Genomic DNA, 17,811 nt, shown 5'->3' with positions numbered 1-17,811 from the left:
ATTAAATGTCGCTTTTTCAAAATCGTTAATATATGCAACCGTAGTGTAAGCTTAGCAAGAATTTTTTAGCAATCATGCTTTTGAACTATATCACAAATTTTTACCGAGCATTGACCTAAGCCAAACAATCATCTGATAAAAAGACTCAAATTTAACCTTTTGGAAAATAAGCATCAAATCGACAAGCATCCCCTAACCATTGATGATCAGGATGTTGTTCAGCGAGATAAACTGCATGGCGTGGTCGTTTAACAATTACTCTTTTTGCAATTTTCTTAGCTAAATCGAGTAGTTGATCGCCTAAATCCATTTCACCATCTTCAGGTAATAACATATGCAACAACTGCATTTGTTTTTTGACTTGTGCCTGTTTTTTTATCGCTTGCTGATTTTGATCACGCTGGGGAAACATCGGATCAAGATAAACAACATCTAGATATTCACCTTTTTGTGCTAACTCATTTAAATAGCAATTTGAGTCTGCATGTATAAGTTGAATGCGCTGCATAGTGGCTTGTAAAAAGGGATCTCTTTCCGCTTGTACCTTAGCATATTCCAGTAATACAAATAAAATTGGATGTCGCTCAATTAAGCGTACATTGGCACCCAAATGTGCCATAAGCAAGCTATCGTGTCCCAACCCTGCTGTAGCATCAATAAGTGTTGGTTTCTCTCCAAGTTGACATGCCCTCGCTATCATTTCTGATTTTAAACTTGCTCTTTTTAAACGAGGAATTTCAGCACACCAATCGGGCTGCATTTTCATGCCATTTGCACTGAGACTTAAACCATCTTCATCCAATACCAATGCCATATCAGGATTCAAACGTAAAAATCTTGAGTTAATTTTCTCTACAACATGACCCTCAAGTTTTACATCTAGTTCAGCAAAACGAGCTTGAAGTTGCTGAAATGAGTGTTCATATTCTGCTTGATACCAACATATCATTCGCATTACCAATGCACCCAACCTGTCCACCATGTTGCAAGGATAAATACCCCAAAACCGATACGATAATACGCGAATGCCGTAAAATCATGTTTAGAAACATATCGAATCAAGGCACGGATCACGATCAAAGCAGAAATAAAAGCAACCACTATTCCAACTGCAAGTACCGCTAAATCATTATTATGTAAATCATTTCGCATTTTATACATATCGAGTAAACCTGCACCCATCAGTACAGGAATCCCTAAGAAAAATGAAAACTCAGCGGCAGCTTTACGTGATATCCCTAAAAATAAAGAACCAATTATCGTTGAACCCGATCGTGAGGTACCAGGGATCAAAGCAAAACATTGAATTAACCCAATCAACGTTGCTTGTTTAAAAGTCAAATCATCCACTTCAGAACTGACAACTAAATGCTGGCGTCTTTCCGCCCAAAGAATAATAAAACCACCAACGATTAAGGCGATAGCAACAGTAATGGCATTAAATAAATACGCTTTAACCACATCACCAAATGTTAATCCAATGATCACTATAGGAATTGAAGCAATAATTAAATTTAGGCTTAAACGGCGACCTTGCTCCTGACCTTTCATTGCTCCAATCAAAGCACCCCATAATTTGCCCCAATACTCATAAATGACTGCAGCAATCGCACCGATCTGAACTGCAACGGCAAACATATCTCTTTTTTCTACAGTCCAAAAATCTAGCAACTGTCCAGACAAAATAAGATGACCTGTACTTGAGATGGGTAAAAACTCTGTTATGCCCTCAACCAATCCCATTATGGCTGCTTTAAATAGCAATAAAAGATCCATAACTCACCTTAATTTGGTTTGCCCTGATCAGCAATTTTTTTCCACGCATCATCACGTAAATAAACTGGCAAGGCATGTTCTGCATCAACCCATTTTTGTTGAGTTGCATAAACTCGTGCGATGGTTGCGATATCGTGCGCAGTTGCTTTGATATCAGCAACATTTTGATTTAAGGCTTTAGATTCATCTTCTTGCATAAATTCTATGAGAGTTGAACCTGAACCAATTGGTGTAAACTTACAGTATTCACTAGCACGTTCGTAAGCTAATAATTTTTCTTCATCGATTGCTTGCATAATACCAAACTGATCTAAGTTGTAATTCGCAATATACACTTCTTGCATTCGTGCATCTAAAACAGCAGAAACTTGTTTCAAACCGGTTAATCGATATGCTGCTTGAGCTAAAGCTTGTAAAGTAGAAACAGGTATAACAGGCAAATCATGCGACCATGCTAAAGCTTGTGCAACTGCAGCATTGATGCGCACACCACTAAACGAACCAGGACCTCGGCTAAATGCAATTGCTGTTAAATCAGAAAGTTGTGTCTGTGTCTGAATTAAAGCCTGCTCTGTTAAAGGCAAAATGGTTTGAGTTTGTGCCTTTGTTCGCTCATCCAACTGAAAATAGAGTTCTTGTGTGTCATCAATTAGTGAAACTGAACACTGCTCATTTGCAGTTTCCAATGCAAGCAATTTCATGCAAAAACCTTGGTATAAAAGAGATGAAAAACGTCGAGTATCATACTCCACTCAGACATCATAGGCGAGCTGTTCTATTTTTATGGATACAAAAAAGCCAAGCATTCACTTGGCTGAGTTCATATCAATTAATCTAATGTGTTTTAGAAATTAAACGCTTCTAAATTTAGGAAGTTTTTAAAATGCTCAGCATAATGTAAGGCACTCATTCGTAGTTTAACTGCACCTTCATCATCTACAGTTTTAACTATTTTTCCAGGTGAACCCATTACGACAGAATTATCAGGGATCACTTTACCTTCTGGAATTAATGCATTCGCACCAATAATACAATTCTTACCAATCACAGCATTATTTAGAATCACCGCATTAATACCAATTAAAGAATTATCACCGATGGTACATCCATGTAACATCGCCTGATGGCCAATCGTAACGTATTCACCGATATTCAATTCAATACCAGCATCTGTATGCAAAACTGCATTCTCTTGAACATTCGAGTAATTACCGATTCGAATTAAACAGTTATCCGCCCTAATAACAGCACCAAACCAAACACTGGGCAGAGTAAAACTTGAAGTGCGACATAAACCACCTAATTAATTTAAAGGGTTTATGGAGTATATAAAATTGTCATACCATCATCTTAACTTTGAAGATCGTACTGCATTAATGCTTGAGTCAAGAAAAGAAGGCTTTTCAGCCAGAAAATTTGCTGAACTTATTAAAAGACATCCTAGTACGATCTATCGTGAGCTTAAAAGAAATAGCATCAATGACGTTTATCAAGCTCGATATGCTTCTGATAACACTTTTGCTAGACGTAGACGTGGTCACAGAAAACTCAAAATCGATTCAATCCTCTGGAAATTTATTGTTGAAGCGATCCGTTGTTTATGGTCTCCTCAGCAAATAGCAAAGCGTTTAAAGACATTTCCTGATTTGGATCAAACAATGAATGTAAGCCATACAACGATTTATTCAACGATACGAGCATTACCCAAGGGTGAGTTGAAAAAAGACTTATTATCCTGTCTACGTCATGAAAATAAAAAGCGAAAAGCTAACGGTGAACCTAAAAAAGATTCTATATTACAGGATATTAAAACTATTCATGAGCGCCCAGCCGAAGTTCAAGAAAGAAAAATACCGGGTCATTGGGAAGCTGATTTAATTAAAGGTAAAGACAATAAAAGTTCGATAGCAACACTTATTGAACGAAATACACGGCTCTGTATCTTGGCAACATTACCTGATGCAAAGGCAGAATCAGTGCGCAAGGCTTTAACTGAAGCTCTGAAATATTTACCTGCAGAACTGCGTAAAACGTTGACCTATGACCGTGGACGCGAGATGGCAGAACATAAAATACTTGAAGAAGATTTAGGCATAGATGTATATTTCTGTGACCCACATTCACCCTGGCAAAAAGGCACATGCGAAAATATGAATGGTTTAATTAGGCAATATTTACCTAAAGGGATTGATTTAAATCAGGCAGATCAGCATTATTTAAATCAAGTTGCCATGTCACTGAATACTCGTCCTAGAAAAGCGTTAGATTGGCTTACACCATTAGAGAAATTTGCTCAGCTTGTTGATTATCATAAGACTTTTCAAACTGTCGCACCTCATGTTTGAATTCGCCCTGACTTCACGTCCTAATTCGACCTGACCAATCACAGTTGCTGTCGGTGCAACCCAACCATCCCAAGGTTGTTGAAGTGCTTTAGGAGTAAATTCTTTATATTTGTACATCATTTTTAAAACTCTACTTTTCAAAGTGAAATTAAAACTTAGCTAGACCAAAGTTAGGTGGATTAACTAGAAATGGCCATTTTTTTTGATAGCCTAAACCGTATTGGAATAATGAAACGAGCATTCTTGCGGTGAGACCCCACACGACTTCGCTTTCAACTTGCATGCTTGGAAAATATAAAGATTGACGGGCTAATCTAACTTCATAAGGTAAAGGAGGAGCATCGATTAACTGTTTTAATGGTACAAAGAAAATGCGATCAATTTCTGAGGGCTGTGCAATAAGGTTTACTTCCGCAGGGATTAAGCCAACAATTGGTTTAACAGACAATCCACTCCGTGCTCTTTGAATCGGTAAATCACCCAATAATTTAACATCGAAAGGATTTAGTGCGGTTTCCTCTTGAGCCTCACGTAAAGCAACAACAATATTGCTTGTATCGCTAGGATCACGTTTACCACCAGGAAAAGATACCTCACCTGCATGTTGAGATAAATGAATTGAACGACGTGTCAATAAAACTCTAGGCTGAGTCTCCTGCGTAATTGCAATTAAGACTGCTGCATCAGCTTGTTGAATTCGTTTGGAAAATCGCAACCGTTGTTCTAATAGCTGTATTAACGATGCCTCTTCCATGCTACTCATCCCTCTTTGAATGCTTTTCTTATCCACCAACATCATAGCCGAAATTTTACTGAGGAACATAGCTGATCCTAATGCGAATTCATAAAAATTCAGTTATGCTGAGTTATCTCTAGGATTGATGATAATTATGAGCTTTTGTGTAGCGTGTGGACATCAAACTGAAGCAAAAATTCCATTAGGTGATCATAAAACACGTCTTGTATGTACAAATTGTGGCAATATTCATTATGAAAATCCCAAGGTTATTTGTGGTGCTTTAGCGCTATGGGATGATAAGGTTTTACTCTGTCGACGAGCAATTGAACCACGTTATGGTTTATGGACACTACCTGCTGGTTACATGGAGTTATTTGAAACCATGGAACAAGGTGCAGCTCGTGAAACACGTGAAGAAGCGGAAGCTGAAGTTGAAATAGAACAACTTTATTGTATGTACAATATTCCGCGTATTGGACAGATATACGTATTATTCAAAGCACATATTAAACAAGGTTTCTTTGGAGCAGGTGAAGAAAGTATTGAATGTCGTTTATTTGAAGAGCATGAAATTCCATGGTCTGAACTTGCATTTCCAAGTGTTGAACAAACATTGAAACACTATTTTTCTGATCGTAAATCAGGAACATTCACAACTCATCTAGAAACGTTGGGTACTCGTTTAGACCATACAGGTTAAAAAAAGACCGCTTAACGCGGTCTTTTTTATATTAGGACTTAACTTTAATTGCCTTACATGCTGGGATAGATTGATCTGCAATCTTAATACTTACCGAACCAGAGAAACGTTTTGCTAATTCACGTTCTTCTGCTGTAGGAGCTACGTATTTATTTTTTTCTTCTGTGGTCAAATCATCATATAAACGATTATACACATCTACAAAATATGCATAAGTATTTGACCATGTCACTGTATTATTTGAGAAATTCGTTAAATTAATTCCCGTTGCTTGACCTGCAAGAAGGTTATTGATATTGATTTTCGCCCCAGTGCCTGCAGTTACGTTCAAGCCAAACATTACTCCATTGATATTTCCAAACTTAGGATTAGACAATATCGCTCTCACACTGATTGATTTATCATTCGTTGAAAATAATGTCGCTCCCGTTGTACCAATTCGGAACTGTTTTTGATCATTACTATCTGTGATTGAACCATCACTATTCACTGTCTTCACACTGCCACAAATACTTTTCGAAGTACAACCTGTTTTTGAAAAACTCCGATGATTTCTCACTATTGTAGTACAATTATTTCTTATGATTTGCATGTGTTATTTTCAAGTTTATGAGCCAGTTTCAGCAAAAACTCAATATTTCATCTCTATCAGTCTCTGAAATTCTATTTCAGTTGAGAGAGTTAATTGGTTTGGTTTATTTGCATGATCAAAACTCACCTATTATTAGTTTTTTGCCAAAACATTATTTAATCTTCGAAAATTCAACATCACAACAGTTCACTCAACTTGAGTTAAACCAATACCATCAAATTACGCATCCTTTATCGATCATCAATTTTGCTCAGTTTAGCAAAAATCCAATATCAGCCATCGAATCCATTTCTTTTAAAGGTGGATACATCGGCTTTATAAGTTATGACTATTGTTCAAACTTATGCGTTACAACTGCTATGCGCTCTCAACCCAGTCTTTTTTTAGGTGAATATTCAAGTTATCTCAAATATCATAATGGTGAATGGTATTTCTATGGCAATGAAAAAAATTCAGTAAACACCTATAATTACATTCTATCCCTTTTGTCTAAAAATAAATCAGATCAACTTGAATCATTATCTTTACAGGATCAATGTACACCTCGCTGGTCTAAAACCAAGTATTTACAGGCATTCAGAAAAATTCAAGACTATATTAAAGCTGGTGATTGTTATCAAATAAATTTAACTCAAGAGTTTACAGCAAAAGCGAAAGGCTCCCTACTTAGTAAATCAAATGATTTTTGGCAATTAACTCATGCACCATATGCAGGCTATGTAAAAATTAATGAATTCGAACTTTTAAGTTGTTCACCAGAGCTATTCATTGAATTTGATAATAAAAATAAAATTAAAACTCGACCAATCAAAGGCACCATGCCAAGACACCAAGATCCTCAACAAGACCTTATTTCAAAAGAAAAGTTAACAAATTCAAAAAAAGATCAGGCAGAAAATGTAATGATTGTGGATTTACTAAGAAATGATTTAAGTGTTTATGCAGAAACTGGTTCAGTAAAAACAACAAAATTATTTGAAATTGAAAGTTTTAATCAAGTTCATCATATGGTGAGTGAAATCACCGCGACATTAAAAGAAGAAGTTAATCCGATGCAAATGTTGCTATCAGCACTTCCAGGAGGCTCAATCACAGGGGCACCAAAGATTCGCGCAATGCAAATTATCGATGAGCTTGAAGAATCTCCACGCGGTGCCTATTGCGGAAGTTTAGGATATTTTAATTACGATGGTACAGGTCGCTGGAATATTTTAATTCGTAGTATTCAAAAAAATCAGGACAATCTTTCGATTTGGGCTGGTGGTGGAATTACTATCGCATCTGATGCGGAAGCCGAATACCAAGAATGTTTTGATAAAGTTTCTGCCATGCTTGATCTACTCAATACATGGCAGAAATAAAATAAGCTACTTCAAGATTAACTTATTAGCATTTTTAATGTATCAACTAGGCGCTGATTTTGTTCATCAGTACCAATCGTGATACGCAAAAATTGATTAATTCTTGGTTTGTTGAAATAGCGAACAATAATACCTTGCTCACGCAATTTTTCTGCAAGTTGTGCTGCATCGTGTAGGGAGTGTGTAGCAAAAATAAAGTTTGCTTTTGAAGGCAAAACATTAAAACCTAGCTCAGTTAGGTTAGCTACCAATTTTTCACGACTTACAATGACTTTCTCACATTGTTCTTGAAAATAATCTTGATCTTCAAAAGATGCTACAGCTGCAGCAATTGCAAAACGGTCAATTGGATATGAATTGAAACTATTTTTAACCGCTTCAAGTGCAGCAATCAAATGGGCTTGTCCAATTGCAAATCCAACACGCAATCCAGCCAGTGAACGAGATTTGGAGGTTGTTTGACATACAACCAAATTCTCATAACGACTTACAAGGTCAACGGCTGATTCTGCTCCGAAATCTACATAAGCTTCATCAATAACAATCACACGATTCGGATTAGCCTTTAACACTTTTTCAATTTTGTTCAAACCTAATGCAATACTCGTTGGTGCATTTGGATTGGTGATAATAATTCCACCATTTTCCTGTTCATAATCTGAAATATCTATTTCAAATTTTTCATTCAATGGAATTTGCTTTGTTTGAACACCAAAAAATTGACTATAAACAGGATAAAAACTATAGGTTATATCTGGATATAGAATTGGTTTTTGCTGAATGAAAAATGCTTTAAAAATATGAGCAAGCACTTCATCAGAACCATTTCCTACGAAGACTTGGCTAACGTCAACATTTTGTTGTTTAGCGATTGCTTGTTTTAAAACCGTAGCATCTGGATCAGGATATAAACGAAGGGCATCAGCTTGATGAGCCAAAACAGCTTGCACTGCATCAACCACTTTTGGAGATGGCGGATAAGGATTTTCGTTTGTATTCAGTTTCAATAAATTCTGTATTTTTGGTTGTTCACCAGGTACATAAGGCTCTAACTCACGAACCTCTGGACTCCAAAAACGCATTTGTTCAATTGTAAATGCCATTTTATATACTCTCAAAACTCTCTAAAAAGGAACTTTATCAGCCCCTATATTCGTGGGTTAGCTATTGATAACGATAACGAGCTGATCGAGCATGTGCATCAAGATTTTCTTCCACCGCCAATATGTCTGCTGCTTTTGCTAAGGTTTTGACACCTTCTTTTGAGCACATAATTAAGCTTGAGCGTTTCTGAAAATCGTAAACACCAAGCGGTGAGGAAAAGCGAGCTGTACCAGATGTTGGTAGGACGTGATTAGGCCCCGCACAATAATCACCTATTGCTTCAGGAGTATAGCGCCCCATGAATATTGCGCCCGCATGACGTATTTCTTGACTCATCAACTCTGCATCATCTAGACATAACTCTAAATGCTCAGGAGCAACTTGGTTGATAAGATCAACTGCTTCTGCACGATTCTTCACAAGCACTAATGCGCCACGATTTTCAATAGAAGTTCGAGCAATATCTGCCTTTGGCAGTTCGTTCAAATGCTTTTCAATTGCAATTTCCACAGCATTTAAAAGATTCTCATCAGGTGTAATGAAAATTGATTGAGCCACAGTATCATGCTCTGCCTGAGACAATACATCCATTGCCAACCATTCAGCATTATTTTCACCTTCAGCATAAACAAGAATTTCTGAAGGACCTGCGATCATATCAATGCCCACTTGACCGAAAACTGCTCTTTTAGCTGCGGCAACAAAGCGATTACCTGGCCCAGTAATTTTATCCACTGCTGGTATTGTTTCAGTACCATAAGCCAGAGCTGCAACAGCTTGTGCACCACCTATTGTAAAAACTCGGCTCACACCAGCTAAATATGCTGCTGCTAATACCAATGGATTAAGTTCACCATTGGGTGCAGGAACAACCATAATAATTTCAGGTACGCCAGCAACATGGGCTGGTAAAGCATTCATAAGTACAGACGATGGATAAGAGGCTAAACCACCAGGTACATAGATCCCAACACGATCAAGTGGAGTGACTTTTTGGCCTAATGTATTTCCCAAATCATCAACATAAGTCCACCCTTCTTGCTTCTGAGCTTGATGAAATGAACGAATTCGTTTTGCTGCTAACTCAAGTGCATCACGAGTTTCAATGGTTAAACCCTCAAAAGCGGATTTGAGTTGTTCTTGGCTGAGCTCTAAGTCTGAGAATTGATGCGCAGGATGTCGATCGAACTGTTGCGTTAACTTAAGTACATGCTGATCACCGTGTTGACGAACATCGGCAATAATTTGGTCTACGGTTTGTACTAATTGAGGATCATTTACAGTTTCAAATGCTAATAGTTCAGCAAATATCTGCTTAAAATTTTGATCCTGAGTCGATAAACGTCGCATCAATTTACCCACAAGGCGAAAAAGAGAAGAATAAGTTTACTCTTTTTCGATGTCCTTGTGGGCATCATCTCAACAACTATCACTCAGTTTTCATAGGAAATCACGTTTAACGTGATTGGACTGCTTGTTCAAGTTGAGTCAAAATTGGATTTAATAAAGTTTGTTTACGTTTAAAACTCGCTTTATTGACAATAAGACGCGAAGAAACTTTACAAATCTCTTCTAATGGCTCTAAACCATTGGCACGCAAAGTATTGCCCGTATCAACGACATCGACAATATAATCACCCAAGCCTACTAATGGCGCAAGCTCCATTGAACCATAGAGCTTAATCACATCAACTTGTTCACCTAAGCTCGCATAATATTGACGCGTCAAATTGACATACTTCGTCGCAATCTTCAAACGTCCTTTCGGGCGTTCCATTCCAACTTTGCCAGCAGTCATTAATTTACAATTGGCAATTTTCAGGTCAAGTAACTCATACACATGTTGAGCTCCATGTTCCATTAATACATCCTTACCCGCGACACCAAAATCTGCTGCACCGTTTTCCACATATGTTGGCACATCAGAAGCACGTAAAATCAAAATACGTACTTTCTTATGTGTTGTTGGGAAAATCAATTTACGAGATTTATCAGGATCTTCAAGTAAATTTATGCCTGCATTTTCAAGTAATGGCAATGTTTCTTTTAAGATACGACCTTTACTGAGTGCTAAAGTTAAACCATGATCAAAATTACCCATTACATCAAAATTCGGATCATCGTTTCTTAAGTCATTCATCCTTTTACTCGCTTAATCTGAGCGCCTAAACTTTGCAATTTTTCTTCAACATGTTCATAGCCACGATCTATATGGTAAATACGATCAATTAGTGTTTCACCTTCTGCAACTAAGGCTGCAAGCACTAGTGAAAATGAAGCACGTAAATCTGTAGCCATAACAGGTGCAGCCTGAAGTGTTTCCACACCAGTTACGATCGCATCATGGCCTTCTACCTGAATATTTGCACCCATACGTGAAAGTTCGGGGACATGCATAAAGCGATTTTCAAAAATTGTTTCCGAAATCGTCGCAAAACCACGACCGATTGCATTCACGGCCATGATTTGAGCTTGCATGTCAGTTGGAAATTCCGGATGAGGCAATGTTCTAAAACTAACAGCTTTAGGACGTTTCCCTTGCATGTCTAGTTCAATCCAATCATCGCCACGAGTAACTTCCGCACCCATTTCTTCGAATTTATCTAATACAGCTTCTAATAATGCTGGATCTGTATGCGTCGTTTTGATACGACCACCAGTGATCGCTGCAGCGGCTAAATATGAGCCAGTTTCGATACGATCCGCTACGACTGCGTATTCACAACCATGCAGACTTTCAACACCAGTTACTACCAAAGTGTCTGTATCAAGTCCTTCAATTTTTGCACCCATTTTAATTAGCATTTGGGCGAGGTCTGTAATCTCAGGCTCTCTAGCAGCATTACGAATTGTGGTAACACCATCTGCTAAAACAGCAGCCATCAAGATATTCTCTGTACCACCCACGGTCACCATATCAAAAACGACTTCACCGCCTTTTAATCGACCATCAACTGAAGCATGAACATATCCATTTTCAACTTCAATATGTGCACCTAACGCTTCCAAAGCTTTTAAATGCTGATCAACTGGACGTGAACCAATTGCACAACCACCTGGTAATGATACTTTTGCGTTACCATAACGTGCTAATAATGGACCTAACACTAAAATTGAAGCACGCATTGTTTTCACAAGTTCGTATGGTGCAAATTGATTATCTAATGTTGATGCATCAGCACGAACCGTATCCCCTTCATAGGTCATGGTAACGCCAAGACCCGCTATTAATTTAACTAATGTATTTACGTCTTTTAAGTTTGGCACATTGGTTAAAGTAGTCGGAGAGTCCGCAAGAATCATTGCAGCGAGTAAAGGTAAAGCTGCATTTTTAGCACCAGAAATGCGTACTTCACCTTCGAGCTTAACACCGCCCGTAATTAAAAATTTATCCATTAATATTTAAGCTCCGAAAAGGCTTGCTTTACGCCATTCGTCTTTAGTCATTGCACGAATAGTAACTGCGTGAACTTCACCACTCGCGATATAAGAATTAAGAGGTGCATATACGGCTTGTTGACGTGTAAGAGTTCTCTTTCCTTCAAATTGATCATCTACAATACGAAGGTCGAATTTTCCAGCTTGTCCACTCACTGCTACTTCTGCTTCAGGGAAAGCTTCTTTTAAAATTTGCGTGAGCTGTTCACTATTCATTACAAGACCTCTTATACAGCCAATGGTGTAAAACCGCATATTTTACTATAACTTTTTCACATTATTCAGTAAGCAGTTTCTTTTTTTAAAAATAAAAAAAAGAGGCTATCAAAATTAGCCTCTTTCTTAAAAGCAATTTAACTTAAAACAACCAACTCATGCTGGTAAGAACATTGCATTTTTCTATGTTTAGCAAGCTGTCTTTTTAATTTTTCTGTCAGTTTTTTTATTGAAGTATACATATCATCTGCTGTTGCTTGAGCAAACAGCTCAACCCCTGGTAAACGTATGATGGCCTCAGCTATATGATTGGCACTCCCTTTATGCGAACGCTTATCGATTTGATGATCTTTCGCTAATTTAATTTGCATACTGTTTACTTGATCAAGATGCTTAGTCATTTGACTAAACTTTTCTTTTATATTTTTTTCAATTGCTGGTGTAATGGTTAAATGGTGTCCACGAATTGTTATTTGCATAATTCTATCCCTCACCTTTTCTTAGGATTCAAGAAATAACTAAAACAAATTAATGCACATGAGTGGTTCAGTATCCATTAAATCATTTCAGTGATCTCTCTAGTGACTATTAAAAAAATTCATTATTTCGTCATAATGAGCTATTAGAATAGTCACACCTTAAAATTTAGATCAAGACTTTTCTTTCAGAAGATGAAGGAATATGTAACGATTCTCTATATTTTGCGACTGTTCTACGAGCAACCTCAATACCTTCTTTTTTCAACATCTCTGCTATTGCATTATCTGACAAAGGCTTACGTGGATTTTCATTAGATACGAGCTTTTTAATCATGGCACGAATTGCAGTCGAAGATGCCTCCCCACCAGAAGTTGTTCCAACATGACTTGAAAAAAAGTATTTCAATTCAAATAACCCACGGGGTGTAAGCATATATTTATTGGTTGTCACACGAGATACTGTTGATTCATGTAGTTCAACTTCTTCTGCTACATCACGCAAAACTAAAGGCTTCATTGCTTCAGCACCTTGCTCAAGAAATGCTCGCTGATGTTCAACAATACAAGTCGCAACCTTCAATAATGTTTTATGACGCTCATCTATACTCTTAATGAAGTTCTTTGCTTCTAACATTTGATTGCGTAAATAAACATTATCGTCACTTTGATCTGCTCGACGAATCATATTGGAATAAAATGAATTAATCCGTAATTTAGGCATTACATCCGGATTTAATTGTACATTCCAATGCTGATCTTTCTTTGCGACAACGACATCAGGTACCTGATACTCTGATTCTTGTTGATCAAACTCCAACCCAGGATAAGGCTTTAAGGTTTTAAGTAGCTCAATTGCATTAGTAAGTTGTTCTTTTGATAATCCAGTTTGTTTCAATAATTTATTTAAATCATTAGAAATCAGCAGTTCATAGTAATTTAAAAGCTGCTTTGCTTCGGCTAAAAAAGGAGTCTTGTCTTTAATTGTTTCTAATTGAATTTGCAAACATTCAGCCAAACTTCTTGAGCCAACACCTATCGGCTCTAAACGTTGAATATGTTTTAAGACAACAATAACCTCATCTTCTTCAACATCTTCGTCGTTATCAACCTCTCGTAACAATTGATTCACAGCAATTAAAATATCTGTCAAATCAGCATCTAGAAATCCCTTATCATCCAAAGAGTCTACAATACAATAAGCAATCAGCTTATCCACCCTAGAAAAATGCAAAAGATTAACTTGTTCTAGAATATGTTCTTTTAAACTAAGGTGAATTTGTCTGTTATCTTCTCTTTCTTCATACTCTGGTGTAGCAAGTGCGGTGGATTGATGCGTATAAATATCATCCCACTCTGTATCAACGGGCAAATCATTTGGTAAATGATCTGCATTCAATTCAGATGTTAAATCTTTATTTTCATTAGCTTCAACACTATTTAAACTTTCAATACTATTATTATCTTCAATTTTTTCGAGCAATGGATTACTATCAAGTTGAATTTGTATCTCTTGCTCCAACTCCAAACTAGATAGTTGTAAAAGTCGAATTGCCTGCTGCAATTGAGGAGTTAACGATAAATTATTCGCTACTTTCAACCCAACAGATAATTTCATAATCACTTCCTATATTAGAACAAGCAAAAAACATGCCTACAAAATTATTTATAACACAAAGAAACTTGAACAACTATAAGTAAACCTACTTTCAATCTATCCATATGCTCAAAAAACTAGCAAAAGAATATTTGTATAAACTTTATTCGATATATTGCCTAACTAAATTTTCAACCACGCAATAAAAAACACCCCTAACCGTTAGGTTAGGGGTGTTTGTATTTAAAAGCTGGCGATGACTTACTCTCACATGGCAAACGCCACACTACCATCAGCGCGAAGAGGTTTCACTTCTGAGTTCGGGAAGGGATCAGGTGGTTCACTCTTGCTATTGTCGCCAGCAAACTGTTTTGGCTTTCGGTGGTCTTACTCTTGAACTTATTGAAGTTCTTTGCCACTTAGTACCGAAAGAGTTATTAACGGATTAGATAATTGGTCTGTATTGTAACTAGTTTGTACACTAAATCAAGTTATGTATTGAATTTATCTTGAATACAACAACTGTTTGGGTGTTGTATAGTCAAGCCTCACGAGCAATTAGTATTGGTCAGCTTCACACGTCACCGTGCTTCCACACCCAACCTATCAACGTCCTAGTCTCGAACGGCTCTTTAGAGGAATAAATTCCTAGGGAAATCTTATCTTGAGGTAGGCTTCCCGCTTAGATGCTTTCAGCGGTTATCCCTTCCGAACATAGCTACCCGGCGATGCCACTGGCGTGACAACCGGTACACCAGAGGTTCGTCCACTCTGGTCCTCTCGTACTAGGAGCAGATCCTCTCAAATTTCCAGCGCCCACGGTAGATAGGGACCGAACTGTCTCACGACGTTCTAAACCCAGCTCGCGTACCTCTTTAAATGGCGAACAGCCATACCCTTGGGACCTGCTTCAGCCCCAGGATGAGATGAGCCGACATCGAGGTGCCAAACACCGCCGTCGATATGAACTCTTGGGCGGTATCAGCCTGTTATCCCCAGAGTACCTTTTATCCGTTGAGCGATGGCCCTTCCATACAGAACCACCGGATCACTAAGACCTACTTTCGTACCTGCTCGACTTGTGGGTCTCGCAGTTAAGCGCGCTTTTGCCTTTATACTCTACGCGTGATTTCCGACCACGCTGAGCGCACCTTCGTACTCCTCCGTTACTCTTTAGGAGGAGACCGCCCCAGTCAAACTACCCACCAGACATGGTCCTCGTCCCGGATTACGGGACAGAGTTAGAACCTCAACATTACCAGGGTGGTATTTCAAGGACGGCTCCATTGGAACTAGCGTTCCAACTTCAAAGCCTCCCACCTATCCTACACAAGTAAGGTCAAAGTTCAATGTCAAGCTGCAGTAAAGGTTCACGGGGTCTTTCCGTCTAGCCGCGGGTACACTGCATCTTCACAGCGATTTCGATTTCACTGAGCCTCTGCTGGAGACAGCGCCGCCATCATTATGCCATTCGTGCAGGTCGGAACTTACCCGACAAGGAATTTCGCTACCTTAGGACCGTTATAGTTACGGCCGCCGTTTACTGGGGCTTCGATCAAGAGCTTCGCTTACGCTAACCCCATCAATTAACCTTCCAGCACCGGGCAGGCATCACACCCTATACGTCCACTTTCGTGTTTGCAGAGTGCTATGTTTTTAATAAACAGTTGCAGCGGCCTGGTTTCTGCGGCTGCCAACCGCTCAGGGAGCAAGTCCCATCACCGTCAGCAGCGTACCTTCTCCCGAAGTTACGGTACCATTTTGCCTAGTTCCTTCAGCAGAGTTCTCTCAAGCGCTTTGGTCTACTCGACCTGACCACCTGTGTCGGTTTCGGGTACGATTCCTGTGTAACTGAAGCTTAGAGACTTTTCCTGGAAGCATGGTATCAGCCACTTCACTGTACAAGTACAGCTTGCTATCGACTCTCAGCATAGAGCACCCCGGATTTGCCTAAGATGCATGCCTACGGTCTTCCACCTGGACAACCAACGCCAGGCTGACTTAACCTTCTCCGTCCTCTCATCGCATTACACAGAAGTATTGGAATATTAACCAATTTCCCATCGACTACGCCTCTCGGCCTCGCCTTAGGGGTCGACTCACCCAGCCCCGATTAACGTTGGACTGGAACCCTTGGTCTTTCAGCGAACGGGTTTTTCACCCGTTTTGTCGTTACTCACGTCAGCATTCGCACTTCTGATACCTCCAGCATACTTCTCAATACACCTTCATCGGCTTACAGAACGCTCCCCTACCACTTGACTAATGTCAAATCCGCAGCTTCGGCACATAGTTTTAGCCCCGTTACATCTTCCGCGCAGGCCGACTCGACTAGTGAGCTATTACGCTTTCTTTAAAGGGTGGCTGCTTCTAAGCCAACCTCCTAGCTGTCTATGCCTTCCCACATCGTTTCCCACTTAACTATGATTTTGGGGCCTTAGCTGGCGGTCTGGATTGTTTTCCTCTTGACTACGGACGTTAGCACCCGCAGTCTGTCTCCCGGATAGTACTCATTGGTATTCGGAGTTTGCATCGGTTTGGTAAGTCGGGATGACCCCCTAGCCGAAACAGTGCTCTACCCCCAATGGTATTCGTCCGAGGCGCTACCTAAATAGCTTTCGGGGAGAACCAGCTATCACCAGGCTTGATTAGCCTTTCACCCCTATCCACAAGTCATCCCCTGGCTTTTCAACGACAGTGGGTTCGGTCCTCCAGTTAGTGTTACCCAACCTTCAACCTGCTCATGGATAGATCGCCTGGTTTCGGGTCTATACCCAGCAACTAAACGCCCTATTAAGACTCGATTTCTCTACGGCTCCCCTATTCGGTTAACCTCGCTACTGAATATAAGTCGCTGACCCATTATACAAAAGGTACGCAGTCACCGAACAAGTCGGCTCCCACTGCTTGTATGCATGCGGTTTCAGGATCTATTTCACTCCCCTCACAGGGGTTCTTTTCGCCTTTCCCTCACGGTACTGGTTCACTATCGGTCAGTCAGGAGTATTTAGCCTTGGAGGATGGTCCCCCCATATTCAGACAAGGTTTCACGTGCCTCGCCCTACTCGTCATCATTATGTGTGCCCTTTCGTGTACGGGAATATCACCCTCTACGTTCGCACTTCCCAGAGCGTTCCACTAAAACACACATAACTTAATGGGCTGCTCCCCGTTCGCTCGCCGCTACTAAGGGAATCTCAATTGATTTCTTTTCCTAAGGGTACTGAGATGTTTCACTTCCCCTCGTTCGCTTCATAAACCTATGTATTCAGTTTATGATACCCGCCTTATAGCGGGTGGGTTCCCCCATTCAGAAATCTCCGGATCAAAGGATATTTGCCGCCTCCCCGGAGCTTTTCGCAGGCTATCACGTCTTTCATCGCCTCTGACTGCCAAGGCATCCACCACATGCACTTAATTACTTGACTATACAACCCCAAACAGTCGTTAACACATACAAGTGAGTG

14 protein-coding genes, 2 rRNA genes and 3 pseudogenes are annotated in these 17,811 nt (G+C 39.3%); 3 read left to right on the top strand and 16 right to left on the bottom strand.

Annotated elements, in window-relative coordinates:
• Positions 1 to 151 precede the first annotated feature (151 nt).
• From R2H34_RS03785 to R2H34_RS03770, 4 genes and pseudogenes are all read right to left on the bottom strand, one after another.
• On the bottom strand, positions 152 to 955 hold the full coding sequence (locus R2H34_RS03785; protein ID WP_130575643.1) for a class I SAM-dependent methyltransferase: 804 nt from the start codon (positions 953 to 955) through the stop codon (positions 152 to 154).
• Positions 955 to 1,776 carry an undecaprenyl-diphosphate phosphatase gene (locus R2H34_RS03780; RefSeq protein WP_318342420.1) on the bottom strand — a complete coding sequence of 274 codons (822 nt, stop codon included), beginning with the start codon at positions 1,774 to 1,776 and terminating at the stop codon, positions 955 to 957. Before R2H34_RS03780 ends, R2H34_RS03785 begins: the two co-directional genes overlap by 1 nt.
• 8 nt (positions 1,777 to 1,784) lie before the next feature.
• Positions 1,785 to 2,477, bottom strand: a complete 693-nt coding sequence (tsaB, locus tag R2H34_RS03775; RefSeq protein ID WP_151973514.1) for a tRNA (adenosine(37)-N6)-threonylcarbamoyltransferase complex dimerization subunit type 1 TsaB — start codon at positions 2,475 to 2,477, stop codon at positions 1,785 to 1,787.
• 143 nt (positions 2,478 to 2,620) lie between these two features.
• Positions 2,621 to 3,040 (bottom strand): annotated as a pseudogene (locus tag R2H34_RS03770) (gamma carbonic anhydrase family protein); the annotation flags it as partial.
• A 112-nt stretch (positions 3,041 to 3,152) separates the two neighbouring features.
• Between R2H34_RS03770 and R2H34_RS03765 the strand changes: the two are divergent.
• Complete coding sequence (locus R2H34_RS03765) at positions 3,153 to 4,121, top strand: IS30 family transposase (RefSeq protein WP_014538385.1); 969 nt, start codon at positions 3,153 to 3,155, stop codon at positions 4,119 to 4,121.
• A gap of 9 nt (positions 4,122 to 4,130) precedes the next feature.
• On the opposite strand, the pseudogene R2H34_RS03760 reads toward R2H34_RS03765, so the two are convergent.
• Positions 4,131 to 4,241 (bottom strand): annotated as a pseudogene (locus tag R2H34_RS03760) (gamma carbonic anhydrase family protein); the annotation flags it as partial.
• A gap of 28 nt (positions 4,242 to 4,269) precedes the next feature.
• Positions 4,270 to 4,884 (bottom strand): CoA pyrophosphatase, encoded by a 615-nt coding sequence (locus R2H34_RS03755; RefSeq protein ID WP_005403193.1) that lies wholly within the window; start codon positions 4,882 to 4,884, stop codon positions 4,270 to 4,272.
• 127 nt (positions 4,885 to 5,011) lie between these two features.
• On the opposite strand from R2H34_RS03755, the gene R2H34_RS03750 reads away from it, so the two are divergent.
• Positions 5,012 to 5,560, top strand: coding sequence for an NUDIX hydrolase (locus R2H34_RS03750; RefSeq protein WP_004914410.1), 549 nt, complete (start codon positions 5,012 to 5,014; stop codon positions 5,558 to 5,560).
• Positions 5,561 to 5,591: 31 nt separating this feature from the next.
• On the opposite strand, the pseudogene R2H34_RS03745 reads toward R2H34_RS03750, so the two are convergent.
• Positions 5,592 to 6,074, bottom strand: a pseudogene (locus R2H34_RS03745) (hypothetical protein); the annotation flags it as partial.
• A 95-nt stretch (positions 6,075 to 6,169) separates the two neighbouring features.
• Here R2H34_RS03745 and pabB point away from each other — a divergent pair.
• Positions 6,170 to 7,513, top strand: a complete 1,344-nt coding sequence (gene pabB / locus R2H34_RS03740) for an aminodeoxychorismate synthase component I (RefSeq protein ID WP_042892931.1) — start codon at positions 6,170 to 6,172, stop codon at positions 7,511 to 7,513.
• Positions 7,514 to 7,530: 17 nt separating this feature from the next.
• Here pabB and hisC read toward each other — a convergent pair whose 3' ends face one another.
• From hisC to R2H34_RS03695, 9 genes are all read right to left on the bottom strand, one after another.
• Positions 7,531 to 8,616, bottom strand: a complete 1,086-nt coding sequence (hisC, locus tag R2H34_RS03735; protein WP_125298002.1) for a histidinol-phosphate transaminase — start codon at positions 8,614 to 8,616, stop codon at positions 7,531 to 7,533.
• Positions 8,617 to 8,677: 61 nt separating this feature from the next.
• Entirely contained in the window at positions 8,678 to 9,967 is a 1,290-nt protein-coding gene (hisD, locus tag R2H34_RS03730) for a histidinol dehydrogenase (RefSeq protein ID WP_112987399.1), read from the bottom strand.
• Between the two features lie 106 nt (positions 9,968 to 10,073).
• Positions 10,074 to 10,757 carry an ATP phosphoribosyltransferase gene (gene hisG, locus R2H34_RS03725; protein WP_042892939.1) on the bottom strand — a complete coding sequence of 228 codons (684 nt, stop codon included), beginning with the start codon at positions 10,755 to 10,757 and terminating at the stop codon, positions 10,074 to 10,076.
• Entirely contained in the window at positions 10,754 to 12,013 is a 1,260-nt protein-coding gene (murA, locus tag R2H34_RS03720; protein WP_042892941.1) for a UDP-N-acetylglucosamine 1-carboxyvinyltransferase, read from the bottom strand. Before murA ends, hisG begins: the two co-directional genes overlap by 4 nt.
• Positions 12,014 to 12,019: 6 nt before the next feature.
• The gene (gene ibaG / locus R2H34_RS03715; protein ID WP_004914432.1) at positions 12,020 to 12,271 is read right to left on the bottom strand and encodes a BolA family iron metabolism protein IbaG; all 252 of its coding nucleotides are present in this window, start codon (positions 12,269 to 12,271) and stop codon (positions 12,020 to 12,022) included.
• 137 nt (positions 12,272 to 12,408) lie between these two features.
• A complete protein-coding gene (hpf, locus tag R2H34_RS03710) occupies positions 12,409 to 12,750 on the bottom strand; it encodes a ribosome hibernation-promoting factor, HPF/YfiA family (RefSeq protein WP_004914435.1) in 342 nt (113 codons plus the stop codon).
• A 166-nt stretch (positions 12,751 to 12,916) separates the two neighbouring features.
• Positions 12,917 to 14,365, bottom strand: a complete 1,449-nt coding sequence (locus R2H34_RS03705; RefSeq protein WP_004952298.1) for an RNA polymerase factor sigma-54 — start codon at positions 14,363 to 14,365, stop codon at positions 12,917 to 12,919.
• A gap of 227 nt (positions 14,366 to 14,592) precedes the next feature.
• Positions 14,593 to 14,707, bottom strand: a 5S ribosomal RNA gene (rrf, locus tag R2H34_RS03700).
• A 174-nt stretch (positions 14,708 to 14,881) separates the two neighbouring features.
• Positions 14,882 to 17,772, bottom strand: a 23S ribosomal RNA gene (locus R2H34_RS03695).
• Between the last annotated feature and the right edge of the window lie 39 nt (positions 17,773 to 17,811).

Source organism: Acinetobacter sp. 16 (genome assembly GCF_033439925.1).
GTDB lineage: Bacteria > Pseudomonadota > Gammaproteobacteria > Pseudomonadales > Moraxellaceae > Acinetobacter > Acinetobacter junii.
The sequence above is the reverse complement of the archived record's forward strand: the minus strand, read 5'-3'. Positions and strand labels throughout refer to the sequence as shown.